Annotated in this window: 5 protein-coding genes and 1 pseudogene; all 6 read right to left on the reverse strand. The window is 55.6% G+C overall.

The genetic code is table 11. The annotated features are described in order from the left end of the window. Positions 1-515: 515 nt before the first annotated feature. The gene (locus tag ACIQZK_RS10535) at positions 516-644 is read right to left on the reverse strand and encodes a hypothetical protein (protein ID WP_397576087.1); all 129 of its coding nucleotides are present in this window, start codon (positions 642-644) and stop codon (positions 516-518) included. Between the two features lie 26 nt (positions 645-670). Beyond that, complete coding sequence (locus tag ACIQZK_RS10540) at positions 671-772, reverse strand: DUF2474 family protein (RefSeq protein WP_183942126.1); 102 nt, start codon at positions 770-772, stop codon at positions 671-673. Then, entirely contained in the window at positions 772-1,770 is a 999-nt protein-coding gene (gene cydB, locus ACIQZK_RS10545) for a cytochrome d ubiquinol oxidase subunit II (protein ID WP_324479681.1), read from the reverse strand. The genes ACIQZK_RS10540 and cydB overlap by 1 nt, the downstream gene beginning before the upstream one ends. After that, positions 1,767-3,173 (reverse strand): cytochrome ubiquinol oxidase subunit I, encoded by a 1,407-nt coding sequence (locus ACIQZK_RS10550; protein ID WP_397576089.1) that lies wholly within the window; start codon positions 3,171-3,173, stop codon positions 1,767-1,769. Before ACIQZK_RS10550 ends, cydB begins: the two co-directional genes overlap by 4 nt. Beyond that, positions 3,173-4,984, reverse strand: coding sequence for a SulP family inorganic anion transporter (locus ACIQZK_RS10555; protein WP_397576088.1), 1,812 nt, complete (start codon positions 4,982-4,984; stop codon positions 3,173-3,175). Before ACIQZK_RS10555 ends, ACIQZK_RS10550 begins: the two co-directional genes overlap by 1 nt. After that, positions 4,948-5,261 (reverse strand): annotated as a pseudogene (locus ACIQZK_RS10560) (pyridine nucleotide-disulfide oxidoreductase); the annotation flags it as partial. The gene ACIQZK_RS10555 and the pseudogene ACIQZK_RS10560, both read right to left, overlap by 37 nt.

The following is a 5,261-nucleotide window of genomic DNA, read 5'->3' on the forward strand; positions in this document are numbered from 1 at the left end:
CTGCATCTCCGGTCGTCCAGCAGCCTAAGAAAGATAGTACCGTTTCGGGAACGCTAACTTTTTAATGCGACGACGCTACCGGCAACGGCGTAGATCCGGTTTTCACCCAAAAGCGAACCGTCGCAAATCCCTCCACTTTCGGTAACCCAGTCTTTTCTAAAATTGCGTCTGCTTTCGCGCTTTCAGAAAGCACGCTGGGATGTCTTCAATTGGGCGCAAAGCTGCCACTAAAACATTAAGTACAAAGCATTCTAGGCGCACTGCTTTTAAAAATGTTCGGATCGTGTTCGGATTTTTCACGAGCTTTATAAAAAGCTGATTTAGAACAGAAATTTCATAGAGCCGAATCTTGCCAAGGTTGGGGTCGAGGGTTCGAATCCCTTCGCCCGCTCCAATGTTTTCAATGCTTTAGGCGAAAGAGCCTTGGCTGCAAAAAACTCTCGTATAGACTGCGTTTTTATCAGCGTTCTGATTGGAACGCCCCGAGTAAAAATCTTAGAAATTCAGCGCCTAAGTCAGCCGTGGATGGAGCATTGCCGGTTTACGCGATTGGTATTGCGCTCATCTTTGTGTTCAGTTCGCCCGTAAAAACCGATGAGTTTGCTCATCCGTAACGCTTTGGGGCCGTTGTTCATCTCGGTCATTTTTGCGCCACTCCCCATTCAAACTTTTAGAGCAACACCCAACGGATAGCACTCCCGACGATCGCCAGCGCCGCGACGCTCAGCAGCCAGATGCCGAAGAACCAGCCCAATTGTTTGGCGCGCGGCATCAATGATATCCGTCGTGGCCGACTTTGCCGCGGAACACCCAATAGGACCATGCAGTGTAGGCGACAATGATCGGGACCATGATGGATGCGCCGATCAACATGAAGACTTGGCTGCGATGTGGCGCCGCGGCTTCCCAGATGGTAACCCGCGCTGGAATGACGTTCGGCCAAATTGAAATGCCAAGGCCAATCAAGCATAAGCCGAACAAGGCGAGTGCCCAGAAGAACGGCTGCGCATCTTTGGTCTGGCGCAGGCTGCGGTAGAAAAGGAATGTCACGGCGATGGTGGCAATCGGCACTATCGCCGTTGCCAATACGCCCGGATAGCTCAACCAACGCAGATAATATTGCGCCTCAAGCGTCAGCGTGGCGAGGCTGATGAGGCCGATCATCAAAAGCAAGCTTATGCCCAAACGTCCGGCATATGTGACCGCCTGACGCTGCAATGCCCCCTCAGTTTTCCAGTTTAGCCAGCACGCGCCCAAAAGCGCATAGCCGACCACCAGCCCAAAGCCGGTCAAAATGCTAAATGGCGACAGCCATTCCCACCATCCACCGGCATAGGACCGGCCTTCAACGGTAATGCCTTGGAGCAGCGCGCCAAGCGCTATCCCTTGCGCGAAGGTGGCAATGAACGAGCCCAGCGTGAATGCACGGTCCCAGAGTTCGCGATGTGCCGGATCACGCCAGCGAAATTCGAACGCAACGCCGCGGAACACAAGGCCGAGCAGCATCGCAATCATCGGTGCATAAAGCGCAGGCAAGATGATCGCATACGCCAGCGGGAAGGCCGCAAGCAAACCGCCTACCCCCATCACCAGCCATGTTTCGTTCCCGTCCCAGACAGGCGCGATACTGTTCATCGCGGTATCGCGGTCCTTGCCCACTTTGAAAAAGGGAAACAATATGCCGATGCCGAGGTCAAAGCCGTCCATAACGACATAAGCAATGATGGCAAAGCCAATGATGCTGGCCCAAATGACTGTCAGATCGATCATGCCGATGCTCCTTCCAATACCGCGGGTGCAGGGGTGATGCCTGCGCTTCGGATAGGGGCACCATCCAGCGCGCTTTCATGTGCCTCCGGTGGTTTCTTCATCAAGCGCAGCAAATACCAAATGCCCATGCCGAACACCGCAAAATACACGACGACAAAGGCGAGAAGCGAGAAAGCGACCGCCGGTGCATCCAATGGCGACGCACTATCGACGGTGCGCAGCACGCCATAAATTGTGAAGGGTTGCCGTCCAACTTCGGTCACGACCCAGCCGGCAAGCACGGCAATGAAGCCAGACGGGCCCATCAATAATGCGGCCTTATGGAGCGACGACCATTCATATAGCTGCTTTCTCGCCCGCGCGAGCAGGCTCCACATGCCGATAGCTACCATCGCCATGCCGAGACCGACCATGATCCGGAAAGCCCAGAAGACAATGCCAACCGGCGGCTCGTCTGCGTCGGGGATGGTATCAAGCCCAGCGAGCGGTGCGTTCAGGTCATGCTTCAGGATCAACGACGATGCTTTGGGAATTTCAATGGCGTAATCGACCGTCCGCTCTTTGCTGTTGGGAATGCCGAACAATATCAATGGCGCGCCGTTGGGGTGGCTTTGATAATGCCCCTCCATCGCCATGACCTTCGCGGGTTGATGCTCCAACGTGTTGATGCCGTGAAAGTCACCCGCCACAACCTGAAGCGGCGCAACGATGGCTGCCATCCACATCGCCATCGAGAACATTTTGCGGGCCCCCGGATTGGCTTTGTCTTTCAACAAATGCCAGGCGCCAACCGCGCCCACGGCAAAGGCCGTAGTCAGATAGGCCGCCAGTAAAGTGTGGACGAGGCGGTAGGGGAAGCTTGGGTTGAAGATGATCGTCCACCAGCTATCACCGGGCATGAACTGACCATTGGCCGCAATCTCATATCCCACCGGTGTTTGCATCCAGCTGTTCACTGACAAAATCCAGAATGCGGAAATGAAAGTGCCGATGGCGACGGCCAGCGTTGCGACAAAGTGGAGTTTACGCCCAACCTTGTTGATCCCGAACAACATGACGCCCAAAAAACCGGCCTCCAAAAAGAATGCCGTCAGCACTTCATAGGCCATTAATGGTCCAATGACGGGTCCAGCCTTATCCGAAAATACCGACCAGTTGGTGCCGAATTGGTAGGACATGACAATACCCGAGACGACCCCCATCGCAAAAACGACGGCGAATATCTTGAGCCAGTAACGATAGAGATTAGCGTAAACGCCTTCACCGGTTTTGAGCCATAACCCCTCAAGAACCGCGAGAAAGCTCGCGAGCCCAATCGAAAATGCCGGGAACAGAAAGTGGAAGCTTACGGTAAAAGCAAATTGTGCGCGGGCCAGAATTATTGCCCATTCCTGCTCAATCATCATATCAGTCCCCTTGCTATCCACAGATCGGCTGGTGTTTGCGTTTCTTCTTCGCGATTGGCGATTTCCAGCACCGCCTCGAAGGCTTCATGCTGTGACAACCACACCTGCCCTGTCAAATCATGCAGAAAATGCCCGCGTTCGAGCGCGTCCATCACCGGGCCTTTGACTTCGGAGAGATGCAGACTCACCCCAGCATCGGCCATGCGGTGATTGATCGCTTCGATGCTCTCAAGCGCCGATGCATCAATCGCGTTGACCGCCGAAGCCATCAGGATGAGATGCTTAAGCTTGGGATGTGCGGCAATCTCCTCCAGCACAAACTCCTCCAGCCAGCGGGCGTTGAGATAGGTCAGGCTTTCATCGATGCGAATGGTCAGGATGCGCGGGTCGGTGAACACCTTGTGGCGTTTCACATTTCGGAAATGCTCTGTCTCGGGAACCCGTCCCACAATGGCGGCATGTGGCCGTGAGGCGCGCCAGAGGAACAGTGCGAGGCTCAGGCCGACTCCGGCCATGACGCCGGGTTCAACGCCAATCAGGAGCGTCACAGCAATTGTCGCCGCCATAGCTGCAAAATCCGCTTTGGAATAATGCCAGATCGCGCGCGGCGTTTTAAAATCGACAAGGCTCAAGACCGCAACGATGATTGTACCTGCCAATGTCGCGATGGGAAGAGAGGCGAGTAATGGCGTCAGGAACAAAGCCGCCAGCAATATGCCAACCGCCGTGAACGCACCTGCTGCCGGGGTCTCTGCGCCCGCATCAAAGTTGACGACCGAGCGGGCAAATCCGCCCGTGACGGGATAGCCGCCCGAAAAAGCGGCGGCGACATTGGCTGCGCCAAGGCCGATAAGTTCCTGATCCGGAACAATGCGTTGCCGCTTTTTCGCTGCGAGCGTTTGCGCGACAGAGACCGATTCCACAAATCCAATGATGCTGAGCAATAAAGCTGGAACGGCCAGTCGCTGCCATAGTTCCGCGTCGAATAAGGGAACGGTAAAGGGCGGCAAGCTCTGCGGGATGTCGCCCACCACCTTCACGCCTTTGGCTTCAAGATCGAAGGTAATGACAGCCAAAATTGAAAGCGCGACCGCAACGATGGGTCCGGCTTTGGCAACCAAATCAGCGGGCCGCGCAGCCAGCCCGAAACCGACGAGCATGGGTTTCAAACCTTTGCGTACCCAGAATAGAAATCCGGTCGCAATCACGCCAATCGCAAGAGTGTAAGGATTTGTGTCCTTGGCATTTTCGATCAATGTCGTGACCAGCTCGGGCAATGCCTCACCCGACGCCTTAATGCCCAGCAGCGACTTGAGTTGGCTGGTGGCAATGATGATACCGCTCGCGGTAATAAACCCTGACACCACAGGGTGCGATAACAGGTTCGCGAGAAAACCCAGGCGCAACACGCCCATCACAATCAGGATCAGCCCGGACAGCAACGCGAGGACAAGTGTGGCGGCGATGAATTCGGCGCTACCCGGTGCAGCAACGGCGCTCGCCGCTGTCAAAGTCATCAGCGAAATCACCGCTACGGGGCCAACGGCGAGTGCGCGGCTCGTCCCGAACAGGGCATATGCAATGATAGGAAGAATAGACGCGTAGAGCCCTATTTCCGGTGGCAAGCCCGCCAACATGGCATAAGCCAGGCTTTGCGGGATGAGCATGATCGTGACGATTGCGGCGGCGACCAAGTCATTGGTCAACGTCACGCCGCCATAGCCGCGTCCCCATTCCAATATCGGTAAATAGCGCGCCAATTTCATATCGGTTACGCCGCGCCGATTTTGTGGGGCTTGACCATCCATTCATGCCCTTTGAGCATACCGTGCCAGTAAATTGGCGGAAGGATGGTGTCCTTTAACAGCCATGACAGGCGCGATGGGCGCGTGCCGTCGATTAGCCAATTCGGGAAGCTCGGTAGCAATTTTCCGCCATAGCCGAATTCGGCGAGCACAATCTTGCCGCGCTCAACCGTTAACGGGCAACTGCCATAGCCGTCATAATCGGCGACCGGCGGCTTGCCGTCCAATGCGGCAAGAACATTCACCGCTGCCACTGGCGCTTGCTTGCGTGCCGCCGCCA

The organism is Sphingorhabdus sp. (genome assembly GCF_044338195.1).
Taxonomy (GTDB): domain Bacteria; phylum Pseudomonadota; class Alphaproteobacteria; order Sphingomonadales; family Sphingomonadaceae; genus Sphingorhabdus_B.